The sequence below is a fragment of the Peptostreptococcus russellii genome (genome assembly GCF_900110295.1).
In the GTDB taxonomy this organism is placed as follows: Bacteria; Bacillota; Clostridia; order Peptostreptococcales; family Peptostreptococcaceae; genus Peptostreptococcus; species Peptostreptococcus russellii_A.
In genome coordinates, this window is the sequence record NZ_FODF01000002.1 from 135,321 (window position 1) to 153,127 (window position 17,807).

General features: G+C 30.8%; 17 protein-coding genes. All 17 read right to left on the reverse strand.

All coding sequences use genetic code 11. The annotated features are described in order from the left end of the window. Positions 1-34: 34 nt before the first annotated feature. Positions 35-2,494 (reverse strand): primosomal protein N', encoded by a 2,460-nt coding sequence (gene priA, locus BMY82_RS02040; protein WP_091974096.1) that lies wholly within the window; start codon positions 2,492-2,494, stop codon positions 35-37. 49 nt (positions 2,495-2,543) lie between these two features. After that, positions 2,544-3,761: a bifunctional phosphopantothenoylcysteine decarboxylase/phosphopantothenate--cysteine ligase CoaBC gene (gene coaBC, locus BMY82_RS02045; RefSeq protein WP_091974099.1), complete on the reverse strand. Its 1,218-nt coding sequence runs from the start codon at positions 3,759-3,761 to the stop codon at positions 2,544-2,546. Between the two features lie 33 nt (positions 3,762-3,794). Beyond that, entirely contained in the window at positions 3,795-4,061 is a 267-nt protein-coding gene (gene rpoZ / locus BMY82_RS02050) for a DNA-directed RNA polymerase subunit omega (protein ID WP_091974101.1), read from the reverse strand. Beyond that, positions 4,055-4,678: a guanylate kinase gene (gmk, locus tag BMY82_RS02055; protein ID WP_091974332.1), complete on the reverse strand. Its 624-nt coding sequence runs from the start codon at positions 4,676-4,678 to the stop codon at positions 4,055-4,057. The genes rpoZ and gmk overlap by 7 nt, the downstream gene beginning before the upstream one ends. 23 nt (positions 4,679-4,701) lie before the next feature. After that, positions 4,702-5,583 carry a YicC/YloC family endoribonuclease gene (locus BMY82_RS02060; protein WP_091974103.1) on the reverse strand — a complete coding sequence of 294 codons (882 nt, stop codon included), beginning with the start codon at positions 5,581-5,583 and terminating at the stop codon, positions 4,702-4,704. Between the two features lie 61 nt (positions 5,584-5,644). Continuing rightward, complete coding sequence (locus BMY82_RS02065; RefSeq protein WP_091974105.1) at positions 5,645-6,472, reverse strand: alpha/beta fold hydrolase; 828 nt, start codon at positions 6,470-6,472, stop codon at positions 5,645-5,647. After that, positions 6,472-8,253, reverse strand: coding sequence for an Rqc2 family fibronectin-binding protein (locus BMY82_RS02070; RefSeq protein WP_091974107.1), 1,782 nt, complete (start codon positions 8,251-8,253; stop codon positions 6,472-6,474). The genes BMY82_RS02065 and BMY82_RS02070 overlap by 1 nt, the downstream gene beginning before the upstream one ends. Before the next feature lie 139 nt (positions 8,254-8,392). Further along, positions 8,393-8,920: a bifunctional pyr operon transcriptional regulator/uracil phosphoribosyltransferase PyrR gene (pyrR, locus tag BMY82_RS02075; RefSeq protein WP_091974109.1), complete on the reverse strand. Its 528-nt coding sequence runs from the start codon at positions 8,918-8,920 to the stop codon at positions 8,393-8,395. A 117-nt stretch (positions 8,921-9,037) separates the two neighbouring features. Further along, on the reverse strand, positions 9,038-10,033 hold the full coding sequence (locus BMY82_RS02080) for an RluA family pseudouridine synthase (protein ID WP_091974111.1): 996 nt from the start codon (positions 10,031-10,033) through the stop codon (positions 9,038-9,040). A gap of 65 nt (positions 10,034-10,098) precedes the next feature. Then, entirely contained in the window at positions 10,099-10,608 is a 510-nt protein-coding gene (gene lspA / locus BMY82_RS02085; protein ID WP_317316014.1) for a signal peptidase II, read from the reverse strand. Between the two features lie 238 nt (positions 10,609-10,846). Next, the gene (trpS, locus tag BMY82_RS02090) at positions 10,847-11,854 is read right to left on the reverse strand and encodes a tryptophan--tRNA ligase (RefSeq protein ID WP_091974115.1); all 1,008 of its coding nucleotides are present in this window, start codon (positions 11,852-11,854) and stop codon (positions 10,847-10,849) included. Positions 11,855-12,078: 224 nt separating this feature from the next. Next, positions 12,079-12,963: a sulfite exporter TauE/SafE family protein gene (locus tag BMY82_RS02095; RefSeq protein WP_091974117.1), complete on the reverse strand. Its 885-nt coding sequence runs from the start codon at positions 12,961-12,963 to the stop codon at positions 12,079-12,081. A gap of 317 nt (positions 12,964-13,280) precedes the next feature. After that, a complete protein-coding gene (locus tag BMY82_RS02100; RefSeq protein ID WP_091974120.1) occupies positions 13,281-13,979 on the reverse strand; it encodes a 5'-methylthioadenosine/adenosylhomocysteine nucleosidase in 699 nt (232 codons plus the stop codon). A gap of 133 nt (positions 13,980-14,112) precedes the next feature. Then, entirely contained in the window at positions 14,113-15,168 is a 1,056-nt protein-coding gene (locus BMY82_RS02105; RefSeq protein WP_091974122.1) for a YeiH family protein, read from the reverse strand. A gap of 461 nt (positions 15,169-15,629) precedes the next feature. Then, on the reverse strand, positions 15,630-15,869 hold the full coding sequence (locus tag BMY82_RS09555; RefSeq protein WP_242938889.1) for a hypothetical protein: 240 nt from the start codon (positions 15,867-15,869) through the stop codon (positions 15,630-15,632). After that, positions 15,829-16,509 (reverse strand): sulfite exporter TauE/SafE family protein, encoded by a 681-nt coding sequence (locus tag BMY82_RS02110; RefSeq protein WP_242938890.1) that lies wholly within the window; start codon positions 16,507-16,509, stop codon positions 15,829-15,831. The genes BMY82_RS09555 and BMY82_RS02110 overlap by 41 nt, the downstream gene beginning before the upstream one ends. A gap of 287 nt (positions 16,510-16,796) precedes the next feature. Then, entirely contained in the window at positions 16,797-17,804 is a 1,008-nt protein-coding gene (locus tag BMY82_RS02115; RefSeq protein ID WP_091974124.1) for a proline racemase, read from the reverse strand. Between the last annotated feature and the right edge of the window lie 3 nt (positions 17,805-17,807).

The window sequence follows — 17,807 nt, forward strand, 5'->3', positions numbered from 1 at the left end:
CTTTGTAATTGTTTTACATGAAATTTTCCTTAAATTATATAAAACTATTAGGATTTTGCTCTATACTAATTACTATATCCTTATCAAATATTTCTTCATATTTTGTTACACAGATATATTTAATCATAGATTTAAGCTTTTTAACATTCATATTATTATCTTTTACAATTACTTGCCATCTATACTTGTCATTTATTTTATTAATAGAACACTCATTTGGTCCCAGTATTAAATCAGAGAAATATATATTGTTCTCCTTTTGTAAATATTCTAAAGTCTTTAAAAATCTGTCCGCATTTTCTCTTACCTTATTATATTTATAACCAGAGAACACCAATCTAAATATATTATTAAATGGTTCATAGCCAAAAGTTTTTCTAATAGCTATTTCCTTTTGATAAAAGCCTTTATAATCATAGTCTATTGCCTTTTGTATTGCATAGTGTTCTGTATTATAACTTTGTAGGATTACTTTTCCTTCTTTGTCAGACCTTCCTGCTCTACCCGATACCTGAGTTATAAGCTGAAAAGTAGATTCAAAAGCTCTATAATCTGGATAGTTCAACATCATGTCTGCAGAAATAATTCCCACAAGTGTTACATTGTCAAAGTCATGCCCCTTACTTAGTATCTGCGTTCCTATAAGTATATCTGCTTGACCAGAATTAAAAGAGTTTAAGATTTTCTCTAACTGTCCCTTTTTGGAAGTTGTATCCTTATCGACTCTTAATATTTTATAATTAGGAAACTTTTCTTTAAGATAAAGTTCTATCTTCTCTGTTCCTATACCTATAGGACAAATATTTTTATTTCCACATTCTGGACATTTATCCGGAATGACTTCCTCTTTGCCACAGTAATGACATACGCCTTTATTTTTGTATTTATGATAAGTAAGTGAAATATCACACCTGTCACATCTAAAAACATGACCACAGTCTTTACAAGTCAAAAAGCTTGCAAAACCTCTTCTGTTTAAAAATAGTATTGCTTGATTTCCACTTTCGACGGTTCTTTGAATTTCTTCTATCATTTTTTCACTTAAATCATCTTTATTTCCCTTATGTAGCTCTTCTCTCATATCTACAACTTCTATTTCAGGCATAGGCTTATTATTTGCCCTTTTATTTAGAGTTAAAAGGTCGTATTCACCTTTTTCAGCCCTATAATAGTCTGAAATCGAAGGTGTCGCAGAAGCCAAAAGAACAGTTACACCTTGTTTATATGCCATATATCTAGCAACTTCTATCGAGTCATATTTCGGTGTCATTTCTGACCTATAACTCATCTCGTGTTCTTCATCTATAACTATCAAACCTAAAGATGTAAATGGCAGGAAAAGCGCCGATCTTGTGCCTATTACAACTCTTACATTACCTTCTTTTATTTCTCTAAAAACATCGTGCTTCTCACCTTCTGAAAGCATACTGTGAAAAACACCGACTATATCACCGAATCTATTTCTTACTCTAGCAATCATTTGGGGAGTAAGGGCTATTTCAGGAACTAAAAAAATACTATCCATACCCTGACTCAACATGTACTCTATTAACTCTAGATATATTTCCGTTTTACCACTTCCAGTAACTCCATGAAGTAGAGTTACCTTTCTGCTATTGTAATTAATTTTATCTAATATAGATTCGTAAATCTCTTTTTGTTCCTTATTTAAAGATATTTCTTTATCTTTATAAGCCAACTTATTTATAGATTTTCTATAATACTCTACCATCTCAATCTTAACTATCCCTTTAGACTCAAGACTTTTTATTGTGCTCCTTGATAATTCAAGAAGTTGCATAAGAGCATCTTGCTCTACACTTTCATTTAATGATAAAAACTTTATTAATTCCTTTTGCTTACTTCCAAGTCTATACTTCTTATCTTTTACTAATTTTTCAATATTTTCCATAGTATCTGCAAGGGATATATATTTGATAAACTTTTCATTTTTTTTGTCTTTATATTCCCATATAATCTTTATTAATCTTTTCTTTTTCATATCTGAAATAAGTTTTTTAGTAAAGTTTTTTGTCAAATCTTCATATGTGGCAGCACTTGAACTTAACCTTAAAGTATTTATAAGTTTCATTTCTTCATCTTCAAGCTCAAATTCATCTTCTATTTTCCTTATTTCTACAATTTTTCTTGTTTCTAATGAATAGCCCTTTGGATAAAAAAGATTTAAGCAATCAATATAGGTACACATGTATCTATTTCTCATCCATTTTATCAAATCTATATTTTCTGAGCTTATAAGCGGGCTTTCATCTAGTATATCATCTATTTCTTTTATTTTGGATATATCGGCATCCTCAGATATATTTTCTCTTAATGATACTACTATAGCCTCTATCGGTTTATTAGAGCGTCCAAAAGGAACGCTTACTCTATGTCCTTCTTTTATATCTGTCAAAAGATGAGAAGGCACCTCATATGTAAACAGCATATCAGCAAACTTTCCTCTCGTTCGCAAAATTAAATCAGCATACACACAAAGCACCTCCTTTAAAAAAGGGAAAGTAAAACTTCCCCTATACTTTTTATTTATCCTTGTTGTCCATTATCTTTAGCAAGCTATCTAATATTACATCTGCAACCTCTGTTTTTAGAAGTTTAGGATACTCAGATATTTCACCGGCAGAATTAATAATTTTAACAATATTTGTATCAGATTTAAATCCTGCCCCCTCTGTTGTAAGGTCATTTGCAACGATAAAATCTAAATTCTTCTTTGAAATCTTTCTTTTTGCGTTTTCTAAAAGATCATTTGTTTCTGCAGCAAATCCTATTAGAATTTTGTCTCCCTTTATCTTTCCAAGCTCTTGAGCTATATCTTTATTTCTTGAAAGCTCAATTATCATATCTCCATCTGATTTTTTGATTTTTTTATCAGAATAAGTTTTAGGCTTGTAGTCTGCAACTGCAGCACTTTGTATTACTACATCACAAGCATTATATTCTTTTATAATTGCTTCATATAAATCTTCTGCACTTTCAATCTGAATATATTTATCAAGCCCAGATGGTACTTCTAGATCTGTTTTTCCAGAAACAAGTATTACCGAAGCTCCTCTTTTAACGGCCTCACTTGCTATTGAATAACCCATTTTCCCACTAGATCTATTTGTAAGATATCTTACTGGGTCTATTGATTCAATAGTAGGTCCAGCAGTTACTAGTATTTTTATACCTTCTAAGTCTCTTTTTGCTTCTTTTTCCTCAAAAAACTTTTCCACAGAAGCTACTATTTTTTCCGGAGTTTCCAGTTTACCTGCTCCTGTATCTCCACAAGCAAGAAGACCAGAAGTAGGATCTATAAAGATACAACCATGTCTTTTTAGTTTTTCTATATTTTCCTGAACGATAGGATTTTTATACATATTAGTATTCATCGCAGGAGCTACTATTAGCTGTGAAGTTGTGGCCATAACTGTTGTAGTCAACATATCATCTGCTATTCCATTGGCAAGTTTGCCAATAAAGTTTGCTGTAGCAGGAACTATAAGAAAAGCATCTGCCTTCTTGGCAAGTTCTATATGTTCAACTTCCCATGTCTTTACTTCTTCGAACATATCTACTGTTACGAAGTTATTACTTAAAGTCTGAAATGTCATTGGCGAAACAAATTCAGTTGCAGACTTTGTCATTACTACATGAATATTAGCTCCAAGCTTTTTTAATCTACTTACAACATCACAGGCTTTGTATACAGCTATTCCACCTGTAACACCTACGACAATAGTTTTATTATTAAGCATTTACACCATTTCTTTCTTTTAAAATATTATTTATTATTCCTGTTCCAATAACTTTCTTTCTTGTTCTATCTTATGAGCAATTTCTTTTTCCTTAATTTCTTCATCAGTAAGAAGTCTATATCCAACCTTACCTGCTATTATTTCTTCACTTGCTATTACAACAGGCTTGTCCTTTGGTTGAGTTTGTATTAAAGGTTTTTCACCATTTACCAACTCTCTCGCTCTCTTTGATACTGTCGCTATAAGGAAGTATCTATTTTCTATCTTTTCTACTATGTCATTTAATGATGGTCTTAACATTTTTTAATCTCCTTTTCAAACATTTCTAATACATCTTTTTTATATCTGCCAACTTTATTCTTTTCAGCATAGATTATATGCTTTATTTCATCTGCCGACTTTTCAACTACATTATTAAATATAAAGTAGTCGTAATCACCTATTAACTTAATTTCACTATAAGCGCTTCCAAATCTTTTTTCTATTTGCTCTATTGTTTCTGTGCCTCTTCCAACTATTCTATTTTTTAATTCCATTAAACTTGGAGGAAGTATAAATATAAATACAGCTTCTGGATAAGCCTTCTTTATTTGCATTGCACCTTGCATTTCAATTTCAAGAATTACATCATTCCCCTTTTCAAGTTCATGAAATATAGCCTTTTTAGGAGTTCCATAATAGTTGTCATATATCTGTGCGTATTCAAGAAATTCTCCTTCAGCTATCATATTTTCGAATTCTTCTCTTGTTTTGTAATAGTAATTTATCCCCTCTTTTTCACCGGCTCTAGGATTTCTTGTAGTAGCTGAGATTGAAAGTTTTGTACTTGCTCCTACCTTTAATAGCTCCTTGCATATAGTCCCCTTGCCTGCTCCACTGGGTCCAGATATTACTAATAGTAAGCCCTTTTTCTTTATAGACACCTTATAACCCCCTCTAGCTATTCAATATTTTGTATCTGTTCTCTTATTTTTTCTAGTTCAGCCTTAACCTCTATAACTAAATTCGTTATATTTATATTAGAAGACTTAGAACCTATAGTATTCGTCTCTCTGTTCATTTCTTGAATTAGAAAATCCATTTTTCTTCCAATAGTATCATCTTTTTTAACTGTATTTCTAAGTTGTACTATATGACTCTTAAATCTTACAATCTCTTCTGTAATATTTGATTTGTCTGCATATATAGCTACTTCTTGAGCCAGTCTTGACTCATCTATTACACTTGGATCTTCTAATATCTCTGAAATTCTAGAGTTTAACTTTTCCTTGTATTCATCTACTACATCATCTGAAAATTTTTCTATGTCAAGTATATACTTCTCTAGAAGATCAGTTCTTTCAAGTATATCTTTCTCTAATTTTTTACCTTCTGCTTCTCTCATTTCAAGAAGTCTTTTAAGTGATTTTTCAGTTGCTTCAGAAAGCATATTCCAAAGTAATTCCTCATCATCTTCAGCTTCTGTAGATGTTATAATTTCTGGAAATCTAGCTATATCAGTAGCTGAAATTTCTTCTTCTATATTAAAATCTTTTTTAATCCTTCTTAAAATTTCATTGTACTGACCAGCAAGTTCATCATCATACTGAAGCTTTACTCCTGAAGATTTTAAAGTTTCAAACTTGATAAATATATCAACTCTACCTCTATTAAGATAGTCTTTAACCAATAATCTTAACTTATCTTCTAAAAAAGATATTTTTCTTGGCAATCTAGGATTTATATCTAAGTATTTATGGTTGATAGCCTTGCATTCAACTGATATACTGTAGCTCTCATCCTTATATTCCCCCATGCCAAATCCAGTCATACTCTTTGCCATATTCACTTCTCCAATTCAATTTATATTATTACCGTACCCTTCATTATATCATAAAAAATCATTATTTTAACGTTTTTAAGAATAATTCCAACTCACTTTTAAATTTTTTAGGTTTACTACTTACAAAACTATGGCTACTATTCTCAAACATGCGAGTATATGTATCCTCTATTGATTCTTCTAAATACTCCACCACTTTAGGATTTACAAGTGAACCTGGTTTTGCAAAAAAAAGTGCAGTAGGGACTTTTATCTTCTTTACACTTTCTCTAAAATCCTCGTATCCCATTGAAAACCACATTGAAGTTATAGAGTAGTATGAATTTTTTTCAAGTTCCATATTTATTACTTTTTTAAGAACTTTATTATTTCTTCCTTTAAGTTTTGGATCAATGTCTGTAAAAAGTTTTATATAGGCATCTAGCATATTATCAAACTGCATAGCTATACTTTCCATAAACTCTTTTTGACCATAGTTTCCATCAACTATTCCCAAATCCCAAGTATCGTCACTAATTATCTTTGGAGTCATGTCACATATAACCAAAGATTTTATATTCTTGTCACCAAAAAGTTCTATATATTTGAACAATACACAGGCACCCATAGAGTATCCAACAAGAATTGGATTTTCTATTTTAAGTTTTTCAATTAACTCTTTTAAATCCTCTGCCAATGTCCTTAGCGACATATTTCTTTCTGGTCTATCAGATTTTCCAAAACCTCTATGATCATATATAATTTTTCTATATCCATCAAGATTTTTAAATGTATATTCAAAGTCAACTTGACTTGACCCCCACGAATGAAGGAAAATTACAGTTTGAAGATTTTCTTCCCCTGAATCTCTGTAATATATTTTTAAACCTTCACTATTGGTAAATATCACTACTCTTCACCATCGCTTTCAAACTTTTTAATTTTTGCCTTTTCTTCATCAGAAGGAGTTACATAAATGGTTTTATTCTTTTCATAAATTACAAGTCCTGGCTTAGCACCACTTGGTTTTTTAACATTTTTCTTAATTGTATAATCAACTGGTACATTCTGAGACATCTTAGCCTTACTATAATAAGCAGCAAGTGTAGCAGCTTCTAAAATCTCCGACTCCTCTATTTTCTTGCCTGCACATTTAAGGAGTACATGTGATCCCGGTATATCTTTTGTATGAAACCATAAGTCTTCATTGTCTGCCAACCTAAGTGTAAGGTAATCATTTTGTTTGTTATTTTTCCCTACCATTATCATCGTACCCTTTGATGATAAATACTTCATTATTGTAGTTTTAGGTTTATTATTTTTCTTAGGCATTCTATATACCTTAATATAACCTTCTCTCATAAGTTCTTCTTTTATCTCTTTTAATTCTTTTTCATCTTCGCAGTTTTCTATGCTTAAAAGAGTATTTTCAAGGTATTCAGCTTCTTCCTTATTGTTCTTAATATGAATACTCAACTCTTCATTTGCTTTTTTCAGCTTATTATACTTTTTAAAATATTTTTGAGCATTTTCCGATGGAGTAAGGTTTTTTCTAAGCTTTATTTCTACCTCTTCATTGTTATTATAAAAATCTAAAAGTTTGATTGACTCCATACCTTGTTTTATCATATAGATATAGGCAGTAAGAAGTTCTCCCTTTACTTTGTAGTTTTCAGCCTTCTGTGCTTCTTTAAGCTCTTTTTCTTGCTTTTCTATCTTATGATTAATTCTCTCTAGTTTAAGAGAAATATTTTTCTTTAAATTAGAGGATTTTTGATTCATCCTCTCTTTTAAATCTTTTGTTAAATAAAAATCCTCTATTGCAGAAGATATACTTTCTTTTTTTATTTCACGCATAGAGCTGTATTGATAAAGCTTTATAGCACTAAATTCAACAATTTTGTCCCTACTATCATCTACAATAATATTTGGATAAACCTCATCGTTTTTTAGGTCATTAAATATATAATTTATTTGATAACAGATAGATTTAAATTCATCATCTGTCATTTCTTCTATTTTTTTATTCTTATCTAAATCCGCTCTAATACAAACTTCTCTAGCTATCAATGGTGAAATACCAAGTATATTACCATAAATAGACTTAAAAATAACACCGGAAGACTCTTTTGATCTTTTCTTAAAATCTTCTTCATTTATTTCTTCTAATGGATTAATCTTGTCCTGTGAAGGTGGAAGCTCATATTCATTTCCGGGAAGTATCTGCCTTACTCTACTTACGCTTATCGGTACTCTTTTTATGGAGTCCAAAATCTTATTTTCATTCTTTGAAACTAAAATAATATTACTATGTTTTCCCATTATCTCAACATATAAGTACCTAGTCGTCTTTTCCCTAAGTTCATCATAAGAATCCACAGAAATTCTTATTATTCTTTCAAATCCCATCTGCTCTACATCTGTTATTACACCACTTTGTATATACTTCCTTAAAGTCATACAAAATAGAGGAGCTTTCTTGGGATTATTTTTCTCATACTTTTCCGCTAAATAAATTCTAGGATTCGATGCACTAGCACTGATAATAAGTTTGAAATTTTCTTCTCTCCCTCTTATTTTAAGACATATTTCGTCTTTCTCAGGCTGGTATACCTTATCTACTTTTGAATTTACTAGCTTTTTTTTCAATTCTCTTACAAGAGAATTTATTACTATACCATCAAATGCCATTATTAACCACCCTATCACTAATTATTTTCTATAACTAAATTCTACAATCTATCGAATATACTCTTATACTTTATTTTAAAAGATAAGTGTATATTACTATGTATTTGCAACAAATTTATACAATTTCTTCAGCTACGAACTACTCACATATAATTACTGAGCTATCAATATCATTGCTATCAAACTTTACAAATACTGATTCTGATTTTGATGTTGGAACATTTTTGCCTACATAGTCTGCCCTTATTGGAAGTTCCCTATGACCTCTATCTATAAGTACAGCAAGCTGTATAAGCTTTGGTCTACCATTATCTATAATATAGTCAAGCGCCGCTCTTATAGTCCTTCCTGTATATAAAACGTCATCCACTAGGACTACTGTTTTGTCCTCAACATCTAAGTTGAAGTTTTCATCCATTGTATCTTTTATTTTTTCATGTGTAATATCATCTCTATACATAGTAATATCTATTGAGTCACATGCTATCTTCGTTTCTTCTATCTCCTCAATTTTAGATGCTATCATTTTCGCAAGAGGAGTTCCCTTAGTTTCTATCCCTATTATATATATGTCCTTTACACCTTTATTTCTTTCTACTATCTCATGGCTTATTCTTGTAACCGCTCTAGATATAGCCTTCTGATCCATAATTTTAGCTTTTTCCATAAACTTCACCTTTCCTTATAATAATTTCATTTTCTTTTTAAAATTTATAACTTAACTTAAATCCTATTTTTTAATTAATATTTATAATTTATAAAACATATAAAAAGTTTTAGTGGTCTATAACTTTCTCATGATATTTAAAGTTTTTACAAAGTGTTCAGGTAACTCTGATGTAAACTCCACATATTTTCCAGTTAAAGGATGTATAAATCCAAGTTTTCTTGCATGAAGCATCTGCCCCTTTAACTTAGAAAACTTCTTTACACTATATCCATATAAATTATCTCCTACTATCGGATGATTGATAAATGCTGAATGAACCCTTATTTGATGAGTTCTACCTGTTTCAAGAGTTGCCTTCATATATGTAAAACCATTTAAAGACTTCAAAGTTTCAAAATGAGTAACAGCCCTTCTACCATCTTCCACTACTGCTCTTTTTAATCTATTTTTAGGATTTCTTCCTAATGGCTTATCTACTGTCATCTTTTCCCAATTTACATTTCCTATACACAACATTTCATATTCTCTAGTTATAGAGTGAACTGCAAATTGTTTTGCTAGACTCTCATGCACCACATTGTTTTTTGCAACTACTAAAAGCCCTGACGTATCCTTGTCTATTCTGTGAACAATTCCAGGTCTTATTCTATCATTTAGACTAGATAGATTATCTCCACAGTGATACAAAAGTGCATTTACAAGTGTATTATCTGGATTTCCTGGAGCTGGATGTACTACCATGCCCTGTTCCTTATTGACAATAAGAAGACCTTCATCTTCATAAATTATATTTAAATCTATATTTTGAGCAATTAATTCCAAATCTTTGTGTTCTGGCATTAATATAGTAAGTTCATCTCCTAAAGATAGTTTGTAACTTGCCTTTTCTTTTTTGGAATTAACCAATACTCTATCTTCTTTTATTAGTTTTTGGATGTAACTTCTCGAAATATCCTTATATTTCTCAGATGCATATAAATCAAGTCTTTTTCCTATATCTTCTTTTGAAACTATATATACATCTAATTCTTCATTTTTATCGCGCTCTTTCTCAGAGACATTTGCTATATCACAATCTATATTTTTATTTTGTTCAACTTTACTTAACATAATATCAACTTCTCCACAATTTAGGGTTTAATATTTTCTATACTCCCTTTGAAGACGTTAAAATATTAAACTCTTTTTTTATTATTTTTTTCTTTCTTACCTTCTTTAAGATCGCTTATTATAATAGAAATACAAAGTGTAAGAGTACCTACTATTACAAAAACATCTGCCAAATTAAATACATAATTCCATATAAATCTAAAATCTAAAAAATCTACCACATATCCCAATTTTATTCTATCTATGAGATTGCCTATAGCCCCAGCTATTACCAGTGAAATAGATATATTTACTAACTTCCCGTAAGTTTTTTTATATATACATACTAATCCAACTACTGTAACTACAGCTGCAACTACAGCAAAAATTATCTGTTTTCCCTGCATAAGCCCGAATGCTGCACCACGATTTTCAACATATGTAAGGTGAAATATTCCATTAATAATAGGAAGACTACTTCTTCCACTTAGCATTTGTTGAACTGCTATCTTGGAAAATTGATCTAAAGCTATTAGAATTATTATGAGTACTAAATACATAAGATTCTCCTTTTCTATTTTTATGAAATCTTTTATTAAACTCTTTAACTATATACCTTATATACTACTTTAATGAGCTAAGTAATTTCATGCCAAATTGTATAGAAACAAATATATAAAATTACTTTTCCACACAATTATCCATAATAATTTATTATACCATAAATTATAGCATAAAAAATAAAAGTACCGCTTAATTACGGTACTTTTATAATAATTATTTCATTTTATATCTAATAAATTTTAATTTTAAATTTTATATCAATAGTTTTTATTAATAATTTTTCTTTATAAATCCTATTTTATCATAAACTGCATCAAGAGTCTTTTGAGCTCTTAACTCAGCCTTTTTAGCACCCTTAGTATATATTTCTTCAAGGAAATCCTGATTATCTAAAAGATAATTATACTTTTCTCTAATCGGTCTAAGTGATTCTACAACGGCTTCTGCCATTTCCTTTTTAAATGCTCCGTATCCCTTACCTTCATACATAGCAACTATTTCTTCTACAGACTTATCTGTCATAGCAGAGTAAATATTTATAAGATTCTTAAGTCCTGGCTGTTCATCTGTATATCTAACTATACCTACAGAATCTGTTACTGCTTTTTTAATTTTCTTGGCAGTAGTATCTGCATCTTCTGAAAGAAGTATAAATCCATTTTCATTAGAATCAGACTTGCTCATTTTCTTTTCTGGTTCCTGTAAACTCATTACTCTTGCTGTTCCCTTTGGATAGTAACCTTCTGGAACAACAAATGTCTTAGAAAATCTGTTATTAAATCTCTCTGCTAGATCTCTAGCAAGCTCCATATGCTGCTTTTGGTCATCTCCTACTGGTACAACATCAGCTTGATATAAAAGTATATCTGCTGCCATTAAAACTGGATATGTAAATAAACCTGCATTCAAATTAGCTTCACTCTTTTTTGACTTATCCTTATACTGAGTCATTCTATTAAGTTCGCCCATATATGTCATTGTACATAAAACCCAATTAAGTTCAGCATGCTGTGGAACATGTGATTGTATAAAGATTGTGTTTTCTTCAGGATCTATACCACATGCAATAAATTGTGCAAGAAGCTCAATTGTCTGTCTTTTAAGAACCTCAGGATCCTGTGGAACTGTTATAGCGTGCATATTTACCATACTGAAATAGCATTCAAACTCTTTCTGTAAATCTGTCCAACTCTTCAATGCTCCAAGATAGTTACCTAAAGTCATTTTACCTGAAGGCTGTACTCCACTAAATATTACCTTTTTTTCTTGTTCACCCATTTTATTCTCTCCTTATATAGTATTTATAAACCCTATATAATATATTAAAAGCTTTTACCTATTCTCCATTATATACTTGTTTAAAAAAAGTGTCAATAATGGAAACAGCCCACTTATTTTCGCTAGAAGTGGGCTGTTTTCTTAATAAAGTAAATAAATTTACTATTTTTTTGTATTATATTTTAACATTTTTGAAACTATACTATTTCTATATCTAAATCTGCTTAGTTTACAGATGCATTTCCCTTATTCTTAAATGCAGACTTTAACATCATAAATGAAGTTAAGGCTACAACTATTGTAACAAGTATCTTTAACTTGTCTATTGAAAGGCCTTTTACAAAAAACGCTGCTATTACTACTCCTATTATACCAAATATAGATATTAATAAAGAATTTTTCTTTGCATAAGCATCTTCTTTTATAAATTTAGCTGATGCTACTGGCATCAATAGTGCACAAGATCCCATCATTATTGGAAATGCTGCTGATGGATCCATTCCCATTGAATAAACTACAACCATTGCAGGGGCATATAGACCTATGCCTGCTGTCATCAAAGCTCCTAGTATAAAGAATATCACTATTGCAACTATAAGCTTAGCACCATGTAGTCCTAAAGCAGTACCACCTATTGGTAATACTTTTAAAGTAGATAGTAGTAGCATTACTGCTGATATAAAAAGTGCTACTCCCATTATTATTTGTATCTTCTTTTCATCAGTTCTAGCTATAACTCCAGCTCCAAGATATGAGCCTACTACAGCTGCTGCTATCAAAGATACTAAAGTTATCGGCTCAACTTTTGTAGCCTGTATAAATATAATTGCTTCACATAAAACAGGTAGCGTACAAGCAACATTAAGTGTTGCAGGTATCTGCTTATCTGTTATATTACTTTTAAAAGCTTTGAATAAAAACACTGTAGGAGCAAATGCACCTATTCCTAATGTATCGAAAAAGTTAGTTGAAAAACCTATTAATGCAGGCTTCCAAGCCTTTTCTTTTTCTAGTCTGCCATTTTTCTTTGCAGATATCTGATCCTTAAAAAATACGATTCCAAATCCTACTACTGCAACGTACAGTAATATCTGTAATACTCTTATCATTTTATACCTTCCCCTATTTGTTAATTTTTTAATCATCTCCAGACAATAATATACATTAACTCCTGAAAAATAAGCACTTTTATATACAAATAAGAAAATATTTAAATCACTTACTGTTTATCCACTTACAGTTAGCAATTATTACAAATATATTTTCATCATATAAACTATCAAGTTTAACAGTTAAACCTTCTTTTACTCTATACTTATTTCTCATACTTTTCTATATAAGACCACTATTTAATATCTTCTTATTTTATAAAAATTACTTATCCATTTAACATCAACATTCAGGAAACAGAATCTATTTTATTCTGTTATATTCTTTTTAACATATTTACTACCATCTCTTTAGAGTTTACAGCGGCTATCTTTACAAATTCATCATAAGTCATTTCCGCTGAATTATCTGCTTTGTCGGATATAGCTCTAATTATTACAAATGGAGTATTATTTAAATAAGCAACGTGTGCTATAGCTCCACCTTCCATCTCACAGCAATATCCGTCAAAATCATTTCTTAATGCATTTTTTGTTTCATTGTCAGCTACAAACTGATCTCCCGTAACAACTCTTCCCTTATATGCATTAAATTTCAACTTTTCTTCTTCAAAAGCACCATATGCAGCATCTATCAGTCTTGAATCGGCAGTGAATACAGAAGTTTTCATTCTAGGTATTGTCCCCTTTGGATCTCCAAGAGGTGAAGCATCTACATCATACTCTACTGCATCTGTAGATATAACGATATCATTGATATCAAGTTTTTCGTATAGAGCTCCAGCAACGCCTGTATTAATAACAGCGTCTATTTTAAACTCGCTTATTAATATTTGAGTACACATTGCGGCATTTACCTTTGCAATACCACATTCAACAACTACTACATCCTTGCCCTCTATTTTACCTTCATAAAAAGAAAGCCCAGCAACTGTTTTCATCTCTCTGCCCTCAAGCATAGAAGTAAGTTCTTTTACTTCCTCTTCCATAGCACCTATAACACCTATTTTTTTCATATTATCGTATACAATTTGTATACTATTCACCCCTTTCACTGCTTAAATATTCATTAAAAATCATAGTGCTTTGAAACACTATGATTTCTGCATATAAATACACTTTAAATTATATTTCATTTTAAAAACTTTCTTAGAAAAGCCCAGTGGCTTTCTGCATAACTAAACTTACAACTATTATACCTATCCAACAAAATGTACCTAATAATATAGGTTTACCACCTGTTTTAATAAGTTTAACAATATCTGTATTCAAACCTATAGCTCCCATAGCCATTACTATAAAGAACTTACTTACTACCTTCATCAAGGCAAAGAAATTTGGTATACCAGCTGCCAAAGCTCCTGAAATAGTTCCATTTGATATCATCATCTCACATATTGTAGTAATTATTGAACATCCAACAAAATACAATATAAAAGATGGAATCATCTTTCCTATTTTGTATAAACTGAAAGATTCTTCCTTGTCTTCATTCTTTGAGAAATGAAGTGACAAGAAGAAAGTTATCGGTATTATAGCAAGAGTTCTTGTAAGTTTAACAACTGTTGCTGAATCCAATACCATTGTTCCGGTCTGATGGATACTGTCCCATGATGAAGCCGCCGCAGTAACTGATGAAGTATCATTAACTGCTGTACCAGCAAAAATTGCAAATCCTTGATTTGTCAAGCCAATTAAATCTCCTATTGTAGGAAATATAAGAGCCGCAATAATATTAAAGAAAAATATTACTGATATTGCCTGAGCAATTTCATCACTATCTGCATCAATTACTGGAGCTGTAGCAGCTATTGCTGAACCACCACATATAGATGATCCGACACCGACCAAAATTGATATCTTCTTTGGAATATTTAGCTTCTTGCTTACAAAGTAAGAAATTATCAGCGAAGTCGCTATTGTACATACAATTATAGGCAAAGATTCTTTTCCTACCTTGACTATCATCTGAAGATTAAGTCCAAATCCAAGAAGAATAACAGCATATTGTAATACTTTTTTTGAAACAAATGCTATTCCTGGTTCAAATACCTCTTTTCTGTCTTTCATTACAAGCCCGACAATTATACCTATTATTATTGAGAACACGGGTCCACCAATAATAGGCATCATTTTACCTAAATACCATGCCGGAATTGATATAAGAAAACAGAACAAAATTCCCTTATACTTTTCCTTAGTCATATAAGTTTCCTCCTATTAAAAATATAATACTAATCTATTTTACATTTACTTATAAAAAATTTCAACTCATTTATTTCACAAAAGAGGGTATTTCTATATTTTTTATTAATTATAAGTTTATTTTTTTAGTATTTTGCCTTTAAAAATATATTTTTTAAGATTATAAGTTTTTACTTCTCATATATTTTCATATTTTAGCTATATTAATTAAGTTTTTTAAAAAAAATAAAGGTTTTCCCGTTTTTTGTATCGTTAAGTTATAATTTTAGCAAAGTTTAGTTATTATTAGTTATTATTGTGTATATTTTTTTATGATTTTTATTATTTTTATTCGATTTATAATCCATTGAATTTGATATTTTTGATGCTATATTTTATTAATCGACATTAGAAAAGGCTATCAAAACGATAGCCTTTTTCTATATATTATCCTGTTAAAACAGAATCAATTTTTTTGCTTATTATTTTACTTCTTCTGTCTTTTTGAAAGCAGATTTTAACATAATTAAACCAGTAATTGTAACAACTATTACAACTAGTATCTTTAATTTTTCTATGTCTAATCCAGAGAAGAATTTATATGCAACTACAACACCAACTAAACCAGATAGTGCTATTAGAATTGAGTTCTTCTTTGCATATGTGTCTTCCTTTATAAACTTAGCTGATGCAACTGGCATCAATAGTGCACAAGATCCCATCATTATTGGGAATGCTGCTGATGGGTCCATTCCCATTGAGAATACAACAACCATCGCTGGAGCATATAGACCTATACCAGCTGTCATAAGAGGCACCTAATATAAAGAATATAATTGCTGCTATTATAAGTTTAACTCCAGTTAATCCTAATGCAGTACCACCTATTGGCATGATTCCTACAATTGACGCTAAGAATAAAGCTGCTGATACAAGTAATGCTATTCCCATTACAAGCTGAACTTTTTTTTCTTCCATTCTAGAAATTATACCAGCACCTACATATGAACCTACAACTGCTGCTGCAATTAGTACTATTAATGTAACTGGATCAACCTTAACTGCACCTATAAATATGATTGCTTCAAGTAAAACTGGTAGACAGTCTGCTACATTAAGTGTTCCTGGTATCTTTTTATCAGGTATATTATGTCTTAATGCCTTAAACATAAACATTGTCGGTGCGAATGAACCTATACCTAGTGTATCGAAAAAATTAGTTGCAAAACCAGTGACAATCGGTTTCCAAGTTGCTTCTTCTTCAAACTCATCATTCTTCTTTGCCTTAGCTATATTCATAAAGAAGTATATTGCATATATAGCAAATGCTGCATATAATAATATTTGTAACGCTTTAACCATCTTATTTGCCTCCCTTTATTGTCCCTTTTGGGGGGCTATTATCTTTCCTTCAAGATATGCTTAAAAATTATAATTATTTCCGTAAAGAAATGCTTTTGAAATAAATTTGTTCAAAAGCAAGATGCATATCTAAACTGAACAAATTTCTAATAACCCAAAAGTAATAATATTACTAAAAATACCTTACTCTAAATACAGTTCCCTGCATTTAGAGCAGGTATTACATGTAACTTTAAAAGTACATGATTATATATTTTGTTATTTATTATTTTTTAATGTAACTCTTATTATTTTAATATGAAACCGTACTTAACTGGGTCTGTTTCATCTATTACAAAATGATTAAATCCTGTAATATATGCTGAACCAGATATCTGTGGTATAACTGCATCGAAGTCCCCAACCTTTGCAGTACCAACTATTTCACCTTCGAATAATGTTCCAAGAATTGATTCATAAACGAACTTATCACCCATCTTGAATTCTCCTCTTGCGTATAGAGTAGCAAGTTTAGCACTTGTACCAGTACCACATGGAGATCTGTCTACCTGTCCCTGTCCAAATACAACACAGTTCTTAAGAGTTGCACCTGGAGTGTCAGTTTCTGACCACCATTCGATTAAATCTACTGTATGAATATGTGGTAATTCAGGATGCTGAACTGGTATTTCAGCATTGATTATATCTCTTAATTCCATACCTAACTTATTTAGTAAATCAGCATTTTCAGGAACTATTTCTACTCCTATCTGATCCACCTTAACTATTGCAAAGAAGCTTCCCCCAAATGATATATCAAACTTAATCTTTCCATATCCTGGAAGTTCAACTTCTTGGTCTTTCTTATATAAGAATGCAGGAACGTTTTTAAATGCTACCTTCTTAGCCTTTCCATCTTCTACAGTAACTTCACCTCTGATTATACCAGCTGGTGCTTCCTGTACAACGTGAGTTATAGGCTCAGTAACTTCTACCATACCTGTTTCAACAGCTGCAGTCATAGCACCTATTGTACCATGTCCACACATGTTAAGGTATCCACCACCGTCCATGAATATGATACCATAATCAGCTTCAGGATCTGTAGGCTGAGTTAATATAGAACCAAACATATCATTGTGTCCTCTTGGTTCTAACATTATAGCTGTTCTAAGATAATCAAGATTATCTTCTAGCCACTGTTTCTTTTCTGGCATTGAATTTCCCTTTACATTTGGAATTCCACCAACAACTATTCTAGTTGCCTCTCCTGCTGTGTGAGAATCAATTGCATGAATACTTTTACTAAATTTCATAAT

Bases quoted from the DNA above. Each gene is read 5' to 3' on its own strand.
- coaBC (WP_091974099.1), bottom strand. From the start codon at position 3,761: ATGCTTAATAATAAAACTATTGTCGTAGGTGTTACAGGTGGAATAGCT.
- rpoZ (WP_091974101.1), bottom strand. From the start codon at position 4,061: ATGTTAAGACCATCATTAAATGACATAGTAGAAAAGATAGAAAATAGA.
- BMY82_RS02060 (WP_091974103.1), bottom strand. From the start codon at position 5,583: ATGGCAAAGAGTATGACTGGATTTGGCATGGGGGAATATAAGGATGAG.
- BMY82_RS02070 (WP_091974107.1), bottom strand. From the start codon at position 8,253: ATGGCATTTGATGGTATAGTAATAAATTCTCTTGTAAGAGAATTGAAA.
- pyrR (WP_091974109.1), bottom strand. From the start codon at position 8,920: ATGGAAAAAGCTAAAATTATGGATCAGAAGGCTATATCTAGAGCGGTT.
- BMY82_RS02080 (WP_091974111.1), bottom strand. From the start codon at position 10,033: ATGTTAAGTAAAGTTGAACAAAATAAAAATATAGATTGTGATATAGCA.
- trpS (WP_091974115.1), bottom strand. From the start codon at position 11,854: ATGGGTGAACAAGAAAAAAAGGTAATATTTAGTGGAGTACAGCCTTCA.
- BMY82_RS02095 (WP_091974117.1), bottom strand. From the start codon at position 12,963: ATGATAAGAGTATTACAGATATTACTGTACGTTGCAGTAGTAGGATTT.
- BMY82_RS02100 (WP_091974120.1), bottom strand. From the start codon at position 13,979: ATGAAAAAAATAGGTGTTATAGGTGCTATGGAAGAGGAAGTAAAAGAA.
- BMY82_RS02105 (WP_091974122.1), bottom strand. From the start codon at position 15,168: ATGACTAAGGAAAAGTATAAGGGAATTTTGTTCTGTTTTCTTATATCA.
- BMY82_RS09555 (WP_242938889.1), bottom strand. From the start codon at position 15,869: ATGGGATCTTGTGCACTATTGATGCCAGTTGCATCAGCTAAGTTTATA.
- BMY82_RS02110 (WP_242938890.1), bottom strand. From the start codon at position 16,509: ATGGTTAAAGCGTTACAAATATTATTATATGCAGCATTTGCTATATAT.
- BMY82_RS02115 (WP_091974124.1), bottom strand. From the start codon at position 17,804: ATGAAATTTAGTAAAAGTATTCATGCAATTGATTCTCACACAGCAGGA.